The sequence below is a fragment of the Parabacteroides goldsteinii DSM 19448 = WAL 12034 genome (assembly GCF_000969835.1).
Classification (GTDB): Bacteria; Bacteroidota; Bacteroidia; order Bacteroidales; family Tannerellaceae; genus Parabacteroides; species Parabacteroides goldsteinii.
The window spans coordinates 2,128,102-2,145,482 of the sequence record NZ_KQ033913.1; the positions used below are offsets into that span (position 1 = coordinate 2,128,102).

12 protein-coding genes are annotated in these 17,381 nt (G+C 46.9%); 1 reads left to right on the plus strand and 11 read right to left on the minus strand.

From position 1 onward, the window contains the following. Positions 1–216: 216 nt before the first annotated feature. On the minus strand, positions 217–1,833 hold the full coding sequence (locus HMPREF1535_RS21565; RefSeq protein ID WP_046147426.1) for an ABC-F family ATP-binding cassette domain-containing protein: 1,617 nt from the start codon (positions 1,831–1,833) through the stop codon (positions 217–219). 312 nt (positions 1,834–2,145) lie between these two features. Continuing rightward, the gene (locus tag HMPREF1535_RS21570) at positions 2,146–3,036 is read right to left on the minus strand and encodes an aldo/keto reductase (RefSeq protein ID WP_046147672.1); all 891 of its coding nucleotides are present in this window, start codon (positions 3,034–3,036) and stop codon (positions 2,146–2,148) included. A gap of 262 nt (positions 3,037–3,298) precedes the next feature. Here HMPREF1535_RS21570 and tpx point away from each other — a divergent pair, with 262 nt between their 5' ends. Then, positions 3,299–3,877, plus strand: coding sequence for a thiol peroxidase (tpx, locus tag HMPREF1535_RS21575; protein WP_082207571.1), 579 nt, complete (start codon positions 3,299–3,301; stop codon positions 3,875–3,877). A gap of 75 nt (positions 3,878–3,952) precedes the next feature. Here the strand turns inward: tpx and HMPREF1535_RS21580 are convergent, their stop codons facing one another. The 9 genes from HMPREF1535_RS21580 to HMPREF1535_RS21620 all read right to left on the minus strand — a co-directional run bounded on the left by HMPREF1535_RS21580 (position 3,953) and on the right by HMPREF1535_RS21620 (position 17,371). Further along, a complete protein-coding gene (locus tag HMPREF1535_RS21580; RefSeq protein WP_046147427.1) occupies positions 3,953–4,537 on the minus strand; it encodes a LutC/YkgG family protein in 585 nt (194 codons plus the stop codon). A 1-nt stretch (position 4,538) separates the two neighbouring features. Then, positions 4,539–5,906 (minus strand): lactate utilization protein B, encoded by a 1,368-nt coding sequence (locus HMPREF1535_RS21585; RefSeq protein WP_046147428.1) that lies wholly within the window; start codon positions 5,904–5,906, stop codon positions 4,539–4,541. Further along, positions 5,903–6,643 carry a (Fe-S)-binding protein gene (locus tag HMPREF1535_RS21590; protein ID WP_010802648.1) on the minus strand — a complete coding sequence of 247 codons (741 nt, stop codon included), beginning with the start codon at positions 6,641–6,643 and terminating at the stop codon, positions 5,903–5,905. The genes HMPREF1535_RS21585 and HMPREF1535_RS21590 overlap by 4 nt, the downstream gene beginning before the upstream one ends. A 350-nt stretch (positions 6,644–6,993) precedes the next feature. Continuing rightward, positions 6,994–10,218 (minus strand): carbamoyl-phosphate synthase (glutamine-hydrolyzing) large subunit, encoded by a 3,225-nt coding sequence (gene carB / locus HMPREF1535_RS21595; protein WP_046147429.1) that lies wholly within the window; start codon positions 10,216–10,218, stop codon positions 6,994–6,996. 193 nt (positions 10,219–10,411) lie between these two features. Beyond that, positions 10,412–11,518: a glutamine-hydrolyzing carbamoyl-phosphate synthase small subunit gene (gene carA, locus HMPREF1535_RS21600; protein WP_046147430.1), complete on the minus strand. Its 1,107-nt coding sequence runs from the start codon at positions 11,516–11,518 to the stop codon at positions 10,412–10,414. Next, positions 11,515–13,401, minus strand: a complete 1,887-nt coding sequence (locus HMPREF1535_RS21605; RefSeq protein WP_046147431.1) for an amidophosphoribosyltransferase — start codon at positions 13,399–13,401, stop codon at positions 11,515–11,517. Before HMPREF1535_RS21605 ends, carA begins: the two co-directional genes overlap by 4 nt. 285 nt (positions 13,402–13,686) lie before the next feature. Continuing rightward, positions 13,687–14,085 (minus strand): HEPN domain-containing protein, encoded by a 399-nt coding sequence (locus tag HMPREF1535_RS21610; protein ID WP_007658377.1) that lies wholly within the window; start codon positions 14,083–14,085, stop codon positions 13,687–13,689. Continuing rightward, on the minus strand, positions 14,082–14,390 hold the full coding sequence (locus HMPREF1535_RS21615; protein ID WP_007658378.1) for a nucleotidyltransferase domain-containing protein: 309 nt from the start codon (positions 14,388–14,390) through the stop codon (positions 14,082–14,084). Before HMPREF1535_RS21615 ends, HMPREF1535_RS21610 begins: the two co-directional genes overlap by 4 nt. Positions 14,391–14,434: 44 nt before the next feature. Then, positions 14,435–17,371 (minus strand): DEAD/DEAH box helicase, encoded by a 2,937-nt coding sequence (locus HMPREF1535_RS21620; protein WP_046147432.1) that lies wholly within the window; start codon positions 17,369–17,371, stop codon positions 14,435–14,437. Positions 17,372–17,381 lie beyond the last annotated feature (10 nt).

A 17,381-nucleotide genomic window follows, 5' to 3' on the forward strand; every position in this document is an offset into this window, starting at 1 on the left:
TAAGCGGTCAAGACTGCGAGTCCTTTAACGCGTGTATGAAATTTTTTTTCTTAGCTGTTGTAAAATTATAAAATGCCCAAAGATAATAGCCAACCGCATTTGTATCTATACAAGTGCTCTCTTTTGTTTTGTCTGAACTCTAAAAAAATCAATTTATTAATGGTTTAAACGGCTCTCTTGAGATAGGGAGCGCAATTTATTTACATATGAAAAACACTATATCTTAATAACAGGAGTTGATGAAAAAAGTTCAACTGACCTGTTTATTTTAATTTCTTTCACAAAATAAAGATCGTGTGAGACCAACAACACAGTACCTTTATAGTCCTTGATTGCTGTTGTTATTATATTAACACTCTGAATATCCAAATTGTTCGTCGGTTCATCCAAAACAAAGATATCCGGCGTACTATTACTGACCATCAGACAGCAGATAGCCAACCGCATTTTCTCTCCACCGCTTAATTTTGAACAACTTTTATCCCAGGTCCCGACCGGGAAAAGGAAACGGCTCAAAATCATTTTTAACTCATGTTCAGGTTTGGCAAACAGATTATACTTCTCTAATTGCTCAAACACAGTCAGGTTAGGCAACACAATCGAATATTCCTGATCGATATAAACATACTTGAAATCGGCACGATCAACAGAGCCTTCTACAGGTTGCAGTTCTCCCAGGATCAGCTTCAGCAAGGTTGTCTTTCCTGAACCATTGTTACCGCCGAACCGGATACGGTCGCCACTTCTGATCTGCAAGTTTAGTGGTTCGGACCATAAACGGTTCACGCCATAGCCAAAGTTCATATCCTTAACAGTCACCAGTATTTTACCGGTATGAAGATTCGGTGAATTAAAATCCGTTTTCATCTGCCGCATATCCGGCAAAGCGGTCTGGATATCCGTAATGGAGGAACTGAGCGAACTCATTTTCTCATCATGCACATCCTTCAACTTAACCGCACTCTGTTCTGCGTGCTGTTTCATAGCCCCCATCATTATACGGGGAATACCTTTCTTTATGGCTGCTTTCTCTCCTCTTACACTCGATTTATTTTTTCTTTCAAGCGCCTCCCTGGCTATTTTCTTTGCCTGGCGCAACTCTTTTTCTTTTTCACTCAACTGATTCTGCAAGGCTGCCAGTGCGATCTCTTTCTGTTCCTTATAAAAATCGTAATTGCCACCGTACAATGTGATCTTACTTCTGTCGAGTTCACAAGTGTAAGGCAACAAATTAAGTAATGTCCTGTCATGGCTCACAATAAGGATAGTGGCACGGCTCGACCTGATAAAGTCATAGAGTTTGTCCCTGCTTCCGGTATCCAGATGATTGGTCGGTTCGTCCATCAGGATAATTTCGGGAGAATGTATCTGTATGCCCGACAAATACACTTTTGTCTTTTCGCCACCACTCAGCGTATTCATCGTCTGTTCCAGTCGAATATGCTCCAATCCCCAAAAAGAAAGAGCGGCCAGGCTTCGTTCTTCGATATTCCAGTCATCATCCAGAATCGTAAAGTTCTCTACCGAGGCATCTCCGGCAATGATAGCATGCAATGCCTTGATTTTAGCCTCAACCTGCAAGGCCTGCACTACGGTCAATTCATCGTATTGCCCGAAATGCTGGGGCACATAATAGGGTTTAGAGGAACAAACGACTTCACCCGAAGAGGGCTTCAGGCTACCTTCCATAATCCGCAATAAGGTAGATTTGCCGGACCCGTTATTTCCGACCAATGAAACTTGTTCTCCTTTATTTACCGTCAAACTGATATCTCTGAATAGTGGTTCTTTATCCGCATGGATATAGCAAAGCTGTTGTACTGATATGCACATAGTCTATCTGCTTTAAAAATGTTAGAAACTAAAATTTGGAAATAAAAAAAGCGCCAGGAATAAGCGCATGAAATAGCCGGGATGGTTATACAGAAATCGGTTCAACAGAGATTGAACCTTTTAAATTATATGTTCTGAAACCGGCTTACTTAGATATTTTCATCGGAGGTATTTATAATGTGATGGGGCAAAGATAGGTATTTCCCGGAATAAACACACAAATATTTGACTAAAAAATGAACAGGCATCGGCTAAGCAACGGATGACTACCCATCCGGTCACGGGTAGTTATCCGTCTAGAAAGAATAATTATCAGCTGTTTTTTACATTTCTCATCACCCTTTCGATTGCATCGTCCATTTGGGCAATCGATTCCAGGCCAAGTGTCATACAATGCAGATTGCTTTCAGTGACAGCAAAATGTATCGAACATTCGCGTTCTTCATCAGTAACATGTTTTCCTTCGCCAAAAATCTTCATTCCCATAATACCTTTCCCGTTTTCCCGGGCTTTGCCCAAGAGGGCGTTTACATCTTCCGGAGTACCGTCCATATGGCTTTGGAATGGGTTCAGGCGGGCCAGGATAATGTCGCACCACGGATTTTGAGCGGCTTCAGCCATTGCATTCCAGTTATGACAAGAAATACCGACGGCTTTTACGATGCCTTCCTCCTTTGCTTTGGCAAGCCCTTCCATATAAAATTTACGCGTTTCCGGCCAATTGCCGTCAGTCATACAATGCATCAGCAGGATATCGAAATACTCGGTACCGGCTTCCTGCCGGAAGCGGTCGAGCGTTTTCCGGACCGGTTCCCTTTTCTCCGAACCCTCATCATACGTCCACATCTTTGTCATCAGGGTGACCTTTTCACGGGGTAACTCCTTCAAGGCTTTACCGACAAAAGGTTGTGAACCGTACATATCGGCCATATCGAAAAAGCGAAGTCCGCGTTCATAGCCATGATGAGCCAGTTTCACAAAATTATCCAACCCGATACGGGTTTGGTTGGATTCATAGTTCCAGCCTTTCGTCCCGGTCCCCAAAGCGATCCGTGAGACTTCCAGTCCGGTATTTCCCAGCTTTACTTTATCGACCGACATATCTGGAGGAAGCACCCGCTGTATATCAGCCCATCCCACCTGCGCCAGAGACAATCCGGCTACTCCGGCAACACCTGTCCGGATAAATTTTCTTCTGTTCATCATTTCTACGTTGCTCATGGTAAAAGAATATTGAGTATTATGTTCGTGAATACGGATTAAGTCTTCCACAAAAATAATACTATTCACTTAAAAGCCAATATTTTCTATCCTTTTATCCGGAGGTATCCGTTAAATATATATCCGATCATCTATATCTATCAACCGATAGATAAAATGAATAGGGAAATATCATCCCATCCCCTCTGATTTCTTTATATTTGCTTTGATAAATTCTCTATAAAAACATAACAAAAAGAAGATTATGAACAGATTATTTTACATGATATTGTGTATATTGATTTCCACCGGCATGGCAGTCGGTCAATCATCCGGCGATAATCAAGGAATTACAATGAAGGGAAAGCCAATCACCTTGCTGGGTACAAAAGCCTATATCGGAGAGATGGCTCCTGATTTCACTGGGATAGACAGTAATATGAAAGAAGTGAAGTTGTCCGATTTCAAAGGGAAAGTCGTTGTTCTATCCGTTTTTCCTTCCGTCGACACCAAAGTCTGTGCCGCCCAGACAAGAAGATTTAATGAAGAGGCCTCCGGTTTAGGGAAAGATGTGGTTGTCCTGACGCTATCCAAAGACCTTCCTTTTGCATTGGAACGTTTTTGTGCGGCAGAAGGGATCGACCGGATTTATACCTTGTCGGATTACAGGGAAAGCGAGTTTGGAATGAATTATGGCTTCCTGATAAAAGAGAATAAGTTGCTTACCCGCGGCGTAGTAGTAATTGGCAAAGATGGCAAAATAACATATGTACAGTATGTGAAAGATATCAGCCAGGAACCGGATTACAAAGCTGCAATTGCTGCTGTAAAGAAAGCGAAGTAAAGAATGTAAGAAGGACTATCTCGTACCCGTGTTTGACACAGGGACAAGATAGTTCACATTTGATAAATTCCGAACTTACCCCTCTTTCAAAACCACCAGTACCTTCATCGGTCCATGGGCTCCCAGCACCAGGGCCTGTTCGATGTCGGCTGTTTTGGACGGGCCGGAGACAAAGGAGCCGTATTTATAATCGGTACCTTCCAGCTGCCGGTAGGCTTCATGCATGTTATTGACCAAAGCATCTTTATTGATAATGATTACCAGGGCTGTCGGAATAAAGTAGAGTGCTTTGAACTTCACCTGCTGCGTAATCCAGACAGCTCCGTTCTCCGCCACCCCGAAACAGCCTTCCACAATGGCCAGGTCGGTATCGTTCAATTTCCTGGGATCGGAAAGAGAATCCGGATTGAAGGTGGCAACGGTTATTCCGGGCAGATTCGAACCGATACGTTTTGCCTCCGGGAAATGCCGGCGGATCAATTCATTGATGTCCCCACCCGGCTGCCATACGACAGCCTGACCGCCGGCTGCTTCCAACGAGTCGGAGAACTGTTTGAGTTTGTCTGCATAAGTGATTGCATCCAACGTGATTTCCGGTTTCTCGTAACGCGTCCCGGTATGGCTGCGGATACGGGATAATATATCATCTTTTGTACTCATCTTATTTTACTTTATTTTTCTTCCACATATCATTGAACGACTCTTTGGCAAATGCCGGCATCTCACGTCCTTTTCCCCAGGCATTCAAACCATTGTATATCATAAAACGAGGCATTTTATTCACCAACGGAGCGAATTTCAGCGCCGTATTAAATAAAGCCGGACGTTCCATCAGGAACTTCATGCCACCCGACATTATTTTCTTTTCCGAACTGGCCTTACCGATCTTATCCAGATCCTGACGCCAGCGGTAAATCTGTTCGCCCAGATCGATCTTCACCGGACAGACATTCGAACAGGACAGGCATAAAGAACAGGCAGACACATTATCGGAGTACTCTTCCGGATTCTTCAACATACCCAGGTTGATACCGATCGGACCGGGTATAAAATAGGTATAGGAATACCCGCCACTCCGGCGATATACCGGACAGGTATTCATACATTCCCCGCAACGGATACAATTTAATGTACGGATATGGTCGGGCTTTGCCAGGATATCGCTGCGTCCGTTATCTACAATAATAAGATGGAACTCACCGCCATCCTGCGGTTTACGGTAATGGGAAGTATAAGAGGTAATCGGTTGCCCTGTACCGGAACGGGCCAGCAAACGGGTAAAGACACCCAGTGCCTCCTGGTCGGGAACGATCTTCTCCATTCCGAACGTGGCAATATGGACTTTAGGGAACGAAGTCCCCATATCCGCATTTCCTTCATTGGTACAAACCACAATCTCACCGGTCGAAGCGACAGCAAAATTAGCTCCCGTCATGGCTACATCAGCCGTCAGGAATTTTTCGCGCATATTTTTACGGACTGCATGCGTCAGATAGGTAGGATCAGAATTACCCTTTTCCGTCCCCAGCACACGCTCCATCATCTCACCCACTTCCTGACGTTTGATATGGATGGCTGGCATCACGATATGGCTCGGATGAAGATGCATCCACTGAAGAATACGTTCGCCGAGATCACTCTCGATGATATCATACCCCTTCCCGAACAGATACTCATTCATACCGCACTCTTCCGTCAACATGGATTTACTCTTGATCAATGTATGGGCATTATGCTGCTGAAGAATCTTTTCGACGATCTCATTATGCTCCGCCGCATCTTTCGCCCAATGGACAATTGCCCCATTGGCTATGGCATTCTTCTCAAACTCTTCCAGCAGTGTATCCAAATGGCTGTTGGAGTAGAGTTTTATATCGCAGGCCAATTCGCGTAAACGTTCCCATTCGGGCAGCGAATGACTCATTTTGTCTCTTTTGGCACGGACCATCCAAAGGGTTTCGTCGTGCCAGGCTTCCTGTTTCCTGTTAGCAATGAAACGGGCTGCAGCTATAGAATGTTTCGTGCTCATAATCCAGCGGCTAATATTTGAGTGATATGAATCGTTTGGATCGGCAGATGTTCCCGCTCGATCACACCTTGCATGTGCATCAGGCAGGAACTGTCGGCTCCGGTGATAAACTCGGCTCCGGTGCTCATATGATCCTTTACTTTATCGTGTCCCATGCAAACCGAGACTTCCGGTTCTTCGACAGCGAACATGCCACCGAAACCACAGCATTCGTCGATACGCTTCGGTTCCAGCACCTCAATGCCCTCCACCAGCTTCAACAAGTCGCGCAGCTTGGAGAAATAAGGGATATTCATTTCGCTCGGAGAAGACAAATGCAGTTCGCGCACGCCGTGGCAACTGTTATGTATACTCACCTTATGGGGGAAAACGGCCGGCAGCTTTTCCGGTTTCACGATATCGTGAAGGAACTCACAGATATCGTATATCTTGCCGCTGTTCAGGCAAGCATGCCCTCCGGACTTCAGTATGCCCGGATGGTTTTCTTTCACGAAAGCTACGCAACTGGCCGAGGGGCCGACCACATAATCGTATTGCCGGAACAGTTCTTCCATACGCAGGGCCAGTTTCAACGATTCGTTTTCGAAACCCGCATTTGCCATCGGCTGGCCGCAGCAGGTCTGGTCTAAAGGATAGTCGACATCCAGTCCCAAATGCTTTAAGAGTTTGTAAGAGGCTACGCCAACCTCGGGATACACCGCGTTGATATAACACGGGATAAATAGTCCTATCTTCATATTGGTTGAATTATTACATGAGTATAACTATTCCGATTTAGAATATGTTTCACAACTGTGTACAAAAGTAAAATTTACTTTTTAACTTCTCCGCTCTGATTGTGTAACTTTATTTAATGAAAACAAAAATACCCCTCAGCCATTACAACTAAGGGGTATTTAGGTTTTAGACAACAACCGAATCTACTTCCAGAAATATAGTAAACACACATTTCTTTTCATGATCTATTCATTTTTAGTTTTTACTGATAAGACAACACATCTAATAAAAACCCCTATTCCACTAAACAAAAAAGTGTGCCCGGACTAAATGAGCCGGACACACTTTACATCGGTAAAATCTATGTTCTTTACTTATATTCCTGCCAGCTCTTGATCTCTATATCGTCTATAGACAAGGTACAGAATGCTTCGATAAAGGCACTTGCCAAGCGGGCATTCGTGATCAGAGGGACATTCAGGTCGGTTGCGGCACGGCGGATCTTATAACCGTTGTCCAGCTCTCCGGCGGAAAGGTCGCGCGGGATATTGACCACCATGTCGATCTTCTTTTCGTGGAGCATGGTGAGTGCCTGCGGCTGTTTGCCTTCTTCACTCGGCCAGTAGACCAAGGTACTCGGGATATTGTTTTCTTCCAGGAAGCGGTGTGTTCCGCCGGTAGCGAACAGGCTGTATCCTTTGCGGGCAAGCATCTTCGCTGCATCCAGCATGGCCACTTTCTGTTTCGGTGTTCCGGTCGAGAGCAGGATATTCTTTGCCGGGATACGCTGTCCGACCGACAACATACTGGTCAGCACTGCTTCTGAAAGATCATCGCCAAGGCAACCTACTTCACCGGTCGATGCCATATCCACGCCCAGCACCGGGTCGGCTTTCTGCAAGCGGTTGAAGGAGAACTGCGAAGCTTTGATACCTACATAATCGAGGTCGAACGCATTCTTATGCGGCTTTTCGACAGGCAAGCCCAGCATGATACGGGTAGCCAGTTCGATAAAGTTTATCTTTAACACCTTGCTCACGAAGGGGAAACTACGAGAAGCACGGAGGTTACATTCGATTACCTTGATCTCGTTACCCTTCGCCAGATACTGGATATTGAACGGGCCGGAGATATTCAGCTCCTTCGCGATCTGCTTGCTGATGCGTTTGATGCGGCGCACCGTTTCCACATACAGTTTCTGTGCCGGGAACTGGATTGTCGCATCACCGGAATGCACACCGGCAAACTCGATATGCTCGCTGATGGCATACATCACGATCTCGCCATGATCGGCCACCGCATCCATCTCTACTTCTTTCGCATGTTCGATGAACTGGCTCACTACGACCGGATGCTTCTTGCTGACGTTGGCCGCCAGTTGAAGGAAGCGTTCCAGCTCTTCCTGGTTGGAGCAAACATTCATCGCCGCACCACTCAGCACGTAACTCGGGCGAACCAATACCGGGAAACCTACCTCCTCTACGAATGTATTGATATCATCCATAGAAGAAAGCTCTTTCCAACGCGGCTGGTCTACTCCGATACGGTCGAGCATGGCGGAGAACTTCTCGCGGTCTTCGGCATTGTCGATACTCTTCGCGGATGTTCCGAGGATATTTACATGCTGTTCATCCAGGCGCATCGCCAGGTTGTTCGGTATCTGTCCTCCGGTAGAGACGATCACGCCGTGCGGATTTTCGAGTTCGAGGATGTCCATCACGCGTTCGAAGGTCAGTTCGTCGAAGTAGAGACGGTCGCACATATCGTAATCGGTCGAAACCGTTTCAGGGTTATAGTTGATCATCACCGAGCGCCAACCCTCCTTGCGAATCGTGTTCAGCGCCTGCACGCCGCACCAGTCGAACTCTACCGAGCTACCGATACGGTAAGCACCCGAACCGAGCACCACAATCGAACGTTTGTCGCCCAGATATTGCACATCGTTTTCCGTTCCGCTGTAAGTCAGATACAGGTAGTTGGTCTGTGCCGGATATTCGGCGGCGAGAGTATCGATCTGTTTCACTACCGGAAGGATGCCACGATATTTACGATCCTGACGCACCTGCAGGATGGCTCTTTCGCCGTCTTCCATTTTATCTTTGAAGATGGCGCGGGCAATCTGGAAGTCAGAGAAACCCTGCACTTTGGCCAGACGGAACAGGTCGTCGGGTATATCGGTGATCTTGCTGAAGCTTTCCAGGGCCCCGGCTGTCTGGATGATATTATATAGTTTCTGAAGGAACCATTTGTCGATCTTTGTCAGGGCGTGGATCTGGTCGATCGTGTAACCAGCGCGGAAGGCCTTGCTGATGACGAAGATACGGCGGTCGGTCGGCTCGTTCAACGCCTTGTCGATATCGGGAATGACCAGTTCTTTGTTTTCCACGAAGCCGTGCATACCCTGGCCGATCATGCGGAGACCTTTCTGGATCGCCTCTTCGAAAGTACGTCCGATCGCCATCACCTCTCCTACCGACTTCATGCTTGAACCCAGTTCGCGGGCTACACCGTGGAACTTACCCAAGTCCCAGCGCGGTATCTTACATACCACATAGTCGAGTGCCGGTTCAAAGAAAGCGCTGGTCGTTTTCGTTACCGAGTTCTTCAGGTCGAACAGACCGTAGCCCAGACCCAATTTGGCTGCCACGAAAGCCAGTGGATAACCGGTTGCTTTCGATGCCAGAGCGGATGAACGGCTCAGACGGGCATTGACTTCGATCACCCGGTAGTCTTCCGATTCGGGGTCGTAGGCGTACTGCACGTTACATTCTCCTACAATTCCAATATGGCGGATAATGCGGATAGCCAGTTCGCGCAGTTTATGATAGTCCGTATTGGTCAGCGTTTGTGAAGGGGCGATCACGATAGACTCGCCGGTATGGATGCCCAGCGGGTCGAAGTTCTCCATGTTACATACCGTGATACAGTTGTCGAAGCGGTCGCGGACCACCTCGTATTCCACTTCCTTCCAGCCTTTCAGGCTCTTCTCCACCAATACCTGGGGAGAGAAAGAGAAGGCTTTTTCGACCAGCACGTCCAGTTCTTCTTCATTGTCGCAGAAGCCTGAACCCAGGCCTCCCAACGCATAAGCGGCACGCACGATCACCGGATAACCCAGCTCGGCAGCGGCACGACGGGCATCGGCAGCGTTCTCCACCGCCTCACTCTTGATTGTCTTTACATCGATCTCGTCCAGTTTGCGGACAAACAGTTCGCGGTCTTCCGTATCCATGATGGCCTGTACCGGAGTCCCCAATACACGGACATTATATTTTTCCAGTACGCCGCTCTGGTAAAGCGCCACACCGCAGTTGAGCGCCGTCTGTCCGCCGAATGCCAGCAGAATACCTTCGGGGCGTTCCTTTTCGATCACCTTTTCCACAAAGAAAGGAGTGACGGGCAGGAAATAAACCGTGTCCGCAACCCCTTCCGAAGTCTGTACCGTTGCAATGTTCGGGTTGATAAGCACCGTCTGGATGCCCTCTTCCTTGATGGCTTTCAATGCCTGGCTGCCTGAATAGTCGAACTCGCCCGCCTCACCGATCTTGAGGGCGCCCGAACCTAATATCAGGACTTTCTTTATATCTTCTTTCATTGTCTTTTATTTTTTAATTAATTGAGATGTGCTCAAGGTCTCGTTGTGCAGTCCTTCACAAGGTCGTTGTGCAACCCGTCACAAGGTCGTTGTGCAACCCGTCACAAGGTCGTTGTGCAGCCCGCCACAAGGTCGTTGTGCAGCCCGCCACAAGGTCGTTGTGCAACCCGCCACAAGGTCGTTGTGAAAAAACTCAAAGCAACTCCACAAACTTATCGAACATAAACTCCGTATCTGTCGGGCCGCTACAAGCTTCCGGGTGGAACTGTGAGGAGAAGAAAGGTTTCGTTTTATGTCGGATACCTTCGTTCGTACCGTCGTTCATATTGATGAAGAGCGGTTCCCAATCAGCGCCCAGCGTATCGTTATCCACCGCATATCCGTGGTTCTGCGAGGTGATGAAGCATTTCTCCGTTCCCACCATGCGAACCGGCTGGTTATGGCTGCGGTGTCCGTATTTCAGTTTGTAGATGGAGGCGCCTCCGGCTTTTGCCAGCAGTTGGTTGCCCATACAAATACCGCAGATCGGTTTATCTCCGGAGAGTGCCTTGCGGATATTCTGGACGGCCGCATCGCAGGTATCCGGGTCGCCGGGGCCGTTGCTGATGAACAGGCCGTCGTAGTCAAGCGTATTGAAATCGTAATCCCAGGGTACGCGGATAACCGTTACATTGCGTTTCAGCAGGCAGCGGATGATGTTATGTTTCACCCCGCAATCCACCAGGACAACCCGCTTTTTACCTTCGCCTTCTCCATAAGTAATCACTTCCTTACAGGACACTTTATCTACATAATTCACATTCGCGTACTCTCCGAAATCGGTTGCTTCGGCTTTTTTCCCGCCAATCACGATCTTTCCCATCATCACGCCATGTTCGCGCAATTTCTTGGTCAGGGCACGTGTATCGATCCCATAAATTCCGGGAATACCTTCTTCTTTCAACCAGCTTCCCAAACTCCCGACAGCATTCCAATGACTATACTCATGACTGTAATCGCTTACAATGATGGCGTCGGCATGTATCTTCTCACTCTCCATGAAAGCGGCAATTCCATCCGCCCCGAACGTACGGGCGGGTACACCGTAATTTCCCACCAACGGATAAGTTAACACCATCAGCTGGCCGGCATAAGAAGGGTCGGTCAGGCTTTCAGGATAACCTGTCATGGCAGTGTTGAACACTACTTCGCCGGTTACCTCTTTTTCGCAGCCGAAAGAAAAGCCACGAAAAACAGTCCCGTCGTCTAAGATCAAAGTTGCTGTTTTCTCTGTTTGCATATAATCTGTATCTTGTGTCATTTGACTAAATATTCTTCTTCCATATAATGTATGAAGGCATTGTTCACCATACGTGCACCGCCCGGAGTCGGGTAATCGCCGGAGAAATACCAGTCGCCCGGATGGTTCAGACAAGAAGCGTGCAGACCTTCCAACGTCTGATAAACGATCTCCACTTTGGCGCGTGTACCGGCCGGTGTAAGCAGGTCGACCATCTTGGCGGATATTTCCTCATCGGTGAACGGCGCATAAATCTCCTTCACATAGTTGACGATCGGACCTTCCTCCTTCGCTTGCTGCTTCTTGGCTTTCCAGTATGCCTCGGTGATAACGGATTCCATGCCCCGTTCCTTCAGCAAAGCGACTGCGGCCTTGAAAGCGATAAACTCGTTCATCCGCGACATGTCGATACCGTAATAATCCGGATAACGTACCTGCGGAGAGGAAGACACGATCACGATCTTCCGCGGATGCAGGCGGTCCAGGATACCGATAATACTTTGTTTCAGGGTTGTTCCGCGAACAATGCTATCATCTATTACAACCAGATTATCAACGAATGGTTCGATACTTCCGTAAGTTATATCGTACACATGGGCGGCCAGGTCGTTACGGCTGTTGCCTTCGGCGATAAAGGTACGCAACTTTATGTCTTTAATCGCTACTTTTTCGGCACGGACACGCATGGAAAGTATCTGGTCGAGTTCTTCTTCCTGAAGTAGGTGGCTGCGGTCGGCAATCCACTCTTTCTTCAGCTTGTTCAGGTAGTTGTTCAACCCCTCCTGCATTCCGAAATAAGCGACCTCCGCCGTATTGGGGATGAAGGAGAAGACTGTATGTTTGATGTCGTAATCGACAGCTTTCAATATCGGGTGCACCAGATTCTCCCCCAGCTTCTTCCGTTCGCGGTAAATATCCACATCGCTGCCCCGGGAGAAGTAGATACGTTCGAACGAACAGGCTTTATTCTCTTCCGGCTCCACGATCTGCGAAGTACGGAAACGGCCGTCTTTACTGATAAACATCGCTTCTCCACGCTGCAACTCCTTTATATCCCCGGCTTGCACGTTCATTGCCGTCTGGATCACCGGACGTTCGGAGGCCAGCACCACGATCTCGTCGTCGGCATAATAAAAAGCCGGACGGATGCCCCAGGGATCGCGCACGCTGAACGACTCGCCGCTACCGGTCAAGCCACAGATCACAAACCCGCCGTCCCAGGTCGGCACGCAACGTTTCAACACATTCGACAGGTCCATATGTCCTTCGATCGCATGTGTAATATCCATGCCCCGCAATCCTTCTTCTTCATATTTCCGGTACAAACGCTCCACTTCCCTGTCCAGACGGTGTCCCATCTGTTCGAGCATGATATAGGTATCGGCATATTTGCGCGGATGCTGTCCGATAGCTGTAATTTCTTTGAAAATGTCGTTTACGTTTGTGAGGTTGAAATTTCCGCAAAGAGCGAGGTTCTTGGCTCTCCAGTTGTTGCGGCGTAAAAAAGGATGGACGTAGGAAATACCGGACTTACCGGTCGTGCTGTAACGGAGGTGCCCCATATAAAGTTCTCCGGCGAAAGGAAGGTTTGCTTTAGCGAAAAGCGGATCGTTTAATTTACCGGGTGGTAAATCTTTGTAATGATCGTGAACGGCGGCGAATATCTCGGTTATAGCTCCTGTTCCCAACGCTCTTTCCCGAAACATATATTCTTCACCGGGGCTTGCTTCTAACTTCACGCAGGCTAAACCGGCTCCTTCCTGTCCGCGGTTATGCTGCTTTTCCATCAGTAAGTAGAGTTTATTCAGGCCGTACATCCAGGTACCATACTTTTGATGATAATACTCTAAAGGCTTTAGTAACCGGACCATGGCGACTCCACACTCATGTTTAAGTTGTTCCATCTGGTTATATCTTGTTTATTTCAACTGCAAAGATACGCACTTTATTAAACACATTGTTCATATTAATGCAAAATAATTGACATATTAATAGAAATAATCATTTTATCCGGCATTTAGTTAAAATATTATATATTTCTGTATTGTTTCGACAATAGTACAAATGTAAAGCCAAATAAAGAGGTAGAACTATAATTTATAAGAAAAAAGTAAATTATAGTGATATATTTACTATGCTAAGAAAGAACAAGCCAGAATCGTTTGTTGTTTTGTTACACCTTCAACAACTTATAAATCTTCATTAATTAATCGTTCTATGATATCGATAAAGACAACGGCTTTCGGATAGAGCTCTCTCACTTTATCTTCATTCATCATAATGAAATCATCGTAATCGCCGGACTGCCGGTTTGCATACAGATTGGAATAAAATTTCGACTGTTCTTTATCTATCTGTCCAGTCAAGACAAATTCCTTACTGAAGGCTTGTCGTATGCCGGAATGGGTTTTAACACAAATACCATGTTTCAGTAACAAAGCGGCTACGGCATAATAGCAGGCATAATACATACGGCTTACAGTTGTATTCCAAAAGCCATGCTCTATAAGAACCGGCAATTCAATTAAAGTGTCTTTCGCGTTTTGTAAACGTAAAGAAACGAGTGCTCGTCTTTCTTCATCAGTCATAGTAATATTCCCTCCTTCATAACATTCTCATAAAATGGAGTGACAAGCCTTCCCCACAGCTTTTGAGAGTATACTATTGGGTTAATAATCACTCCTGTTTCAATCTCAATATCGTAAAGAGGATAAGTTATTCTCTCCTCATCTTCCAGCTTTATCTTGTCTTTATCCACTAATATCAGCAGGTCGATATCACTGTCGGGCCGTGCATCTCCACGCGCTTCGCTACCATAAAGTATGGCTTTGACACCTGGGGCCGAATGTCGAAGAACTTCGCGGATGCGGTTGACTATTTCAGGACGTTTCATAAGCTTATATATGTTGTTGATGGCAAATATACGGAATTATTGTTTTACAACAAATCTTCCCACTCTTTATCCGTCAGTGACTTCAGCGGATCGTTTTCCGAGATGAATGTTTCAGCCAGTTCGCTTTTGGATTCCTGGAGGTTGCGTATCTTCTCCTCGATCGTGTCGGCAGTAATAAAGCGGTAGACAAAGACTTGCTTTTCCTGTCCGATACGATGAGCACGGCTTTCCGCCTGCAACTCGGCTGCCGGATTCCACCAGGGATCGAGGATGAAAACATAATCGGCATCCGTCAGGTTTAGTCCTACCCCACCGGCTTTCAGGGAAATGAAAAAGGCGGAAACATCATTGCGGGTAGAGAAACGGGTAATTTCGCTTTCACGGTCGAGGGTACTTCCCGTTAACATCGCATATAGCCATTCACGCTCGGTGAAGGCATCCGCCAACAGTTTCAGATGTGTAACGAAAGACGAGAATATCAGCACCTTATGCCCTTCACTAACCAGTGTTTCAAAAGCATCCAGCACCTGCTCCATCTTCCCCGAACCGCCTTCATAGTCCGCTAAAACCATGTGCGGATGATTCGCCAACTGGCGTAAACGGGTTATACCGTTCAATGCGACAAATGAGTTCTTATGGCGCTCCTGCAAAATCGTATTCCGCAGCGCATTCTTCTCTTTCTGGTAAACCTCCCGTTGTTCCGGTGTCATTTCACAATAAACCACCTCTTCCGTCAACGGGGGAAGTTCGGGAGCCACCTGTTGCTTGGTGCGCCTCAGAAAGAACGGACGGATAATCTGTTGCAAGCGTTTGCGGGCATTATCGTTTCCTTCCTTTGTTATCGGATGGATAAAATGTTTCCGGAATCCGTCCGCAGAACCCAGCAGACCGGGATTAATGAAGTTGAATTGCGCCCACAGATCTTTCAGCGAGTTTTCAATCGGCGTCCCGGTCAGCACCAGGCGATGCTCACATTGCAGGCGGACAACCGAATGGTATGTCATGGAAGCCGGGTTCTTTATATTCTGGCTTTCATCCAGTATCACATACGTAAAGCGATATTTCTCCAACAGTTCGATATCCCTCCGGAGAAGCCCGTAAGTAACCAATACAATATTATACCGGTCGAAACTCTTCCACGGTTCTTTCCTCTTTTGATCTCCCATATAAGTATAAACGCTCAATGTGCTGAACTTCCGGATCTCCCGTTTCCAGTTCGGCAACAAAGAGGTCGGCACAACGACTAACGAAGCGGGAACCGTCGTTTCCTCCTTCTCCTTTTTCACCTCTTCATACGGTATCTCACCGGGCATATCCATTCCGAAAAAGGAAAACTGTCCGCTGCTATCAACTGTTATATTTTGCGGAGCAGGAGAAGATAACACAACTGCTTTCGGTTCTTCCGGATCATAGATATGTTGCAACAGCGTAATCGTCTGCAACGTTTTTCCCAACCCCATATCATCCGCCAGGCAAGCACCAAAGCCGTTGGCTGCCAGATGGACCAGCCAGGAAAAACCGTCCTGCTGATACGGACGCAAAACAGTCTTTATCTTCGGAGGAACAACAACCGATTCTTTCTGTACATACACCTTCGAAACAGTATCCTCCTGTTCCAACGCGGAAACAACTCCCAGATGCATTTTACGAACCCTGATCTCTTCCGGTCTGTCATCACCGAAAGTAAACAGATCGCTATATTTCTCGAACCAGTCTTCAGGAAGTAAGGCGACCTGTCCGTCCGGCAGCACAAACTCCCTTTTTCCTTCCAGAATATGCTTCCTGAAACGGATAAAAGGGAACAGAAAATCCCCCATACGCACCGTAATGCGGATATCGAACCAGTCGGGAGAAGGAGAAATCTCCTGTGTCAGCGAAATCTCTCCCAGATAATACCGGAGAGACGTGTCCGTCTTCACAAAAGAAAAGCAAGACTCCAACTCTGCCTTATGTTGTTGCAGCCAGTCGATAAACGTATAACCGCCTGTTTCGACAACCCTGACAAACTGAACATCCGTTATCTGTTTGAAGCCCCATTTCTCCAGTAAGTTGATATAGATTTGTTCCAACTCCAAATCACGTGTATAATAATAGATGACAGGTTTTCCGTCGACCTTTTCCAACCGGGGATAAGTCAGCTGGCTTTTCTTTCCCGGCGAGAAATAACGGTCTCCATACCGGAAACGCAACTGAAGTGCCGGCTCGTCATTAATAGACCGCTCCACAGACAATTCAGGGATACAAGTTCTCCTTTCGTGAATAAGATCGAAGCCGGAAGAGGTGGCAGGATAATCGCAAATCAGGGGAAGCGCAACCATCTCCAGATACTTTTCAGCATCTGCCAGCGGCACTTCCACATATTTCCGGGTCAGAAACGGTGTAACTTTCGAAGCCTCAATCCGCTTGAAAACTAAGAGCCGATCATCCAACAAAAGGATAGCCGGTTTTGAAGACAAAACCATAAACTTTCTCTTTTTCTGTAAAGGGATCTCTTCTCCATCCATACGACAGACAGCTGAATAACGGAAAAAATGATCTGTTATCTCAAAGCGGAAAGAGATCTCCGCAATATTCCCAGAAAAACGCATCCGGTCATGTTCATAAAGCAGTTTCACACCGGGTTCTTTCATATATACCGGCAAATGATTCGCCTGCATCAACCGGACCATCTCCCTTATTTTCTTATCAATGAAAGGACGGAGTTGCTTCTTCAACATCTCCGCCGTCACCGAACTCAAAAAGCCGGCCACCGTCTGTTGCCTGGAATATACCTGCATCAGGTTCTTTTCGGAATAACTTTGCGCAATAGCAATTACGCGCTTCTCCATCTCAGACAACTCCGTATCGTTTCCCGCATGGGTAGCCTGTTCCTCCACACTGATCACATCCTGAGACACAGTTTTAGCAAAATAAGGAATAAGTAAAGGTCCCAAAACAGGATGGTTACTTAATGCAATGATTAATATATGGTTCGTGGACATCAACGGTTCT